Origin of the sequence: Marinobacter sp. UBA2498 (genome assembly GCF_002341575.1) — a bacterium.
GTDB classification, from domain to species: Bacteria; Pseudomonadota; Gammaproteobacteria; order Pseudomonadales; family Oleiphilaceae; genus Marinobacter; species Marinobacter manganoxydans.
This window is the reverse complement of record NZ_DDOI01000079.1, coordinates 4,767-5,129: the sequence shown is the minus strand read 5'-3', so window position 1 is coordinate 5,129 and position 363 is coordinate 4,767. Positions and strand designations below refer to the sequence as shown.

General features: G+C 54.5%; 1 protein-coding gene. It reads right to left on the bottom strand.

What is annotated here, in order from left to right:
- Positions 1 to 22: 22 nt before the first annotated feature.
- Positions 23 to 363: TAXI family TRAP transporter solute-binding subunit (locus B2W52_RS10645; RefSeq protein ID WP_286802953.1), on the bottom strand; the 341-nt coding region annotated here is incomplete at its 5' end.

Sequence of the window (363 nt, the reverse complement as noted above, 5' to 3'; positions counted from 1 at the left end):
GCTGTGTCGGAGTGCAGACAGATCAGTCGATCAGACCGGCTTCCTTGTAGTACTTGGCAGCACCCGGGTGCAACGGCGCACTCAGGGCATCAGAGACCATTTCTTCCTTGTTCAGGTTGGCAAACGCCGGATGCAGACGCTTGAAGCTGTCAAAGTTCTCGAAAACAGCCTTCACGACGGCGTAGACAACATCGTCGGGGACATCGGTAGATGACACGAAGGTTGCCGCAACACCAAAGGTGGTTACGTCTTCGTCACTGCCACGATACATACCGCCAGGAATCACCGCTTTACGATAGTACGGGTTATCGTCAATCAGCTTCTGGGTGGCGGCGTTATCCACGTTGACCAGGACACTGTCAC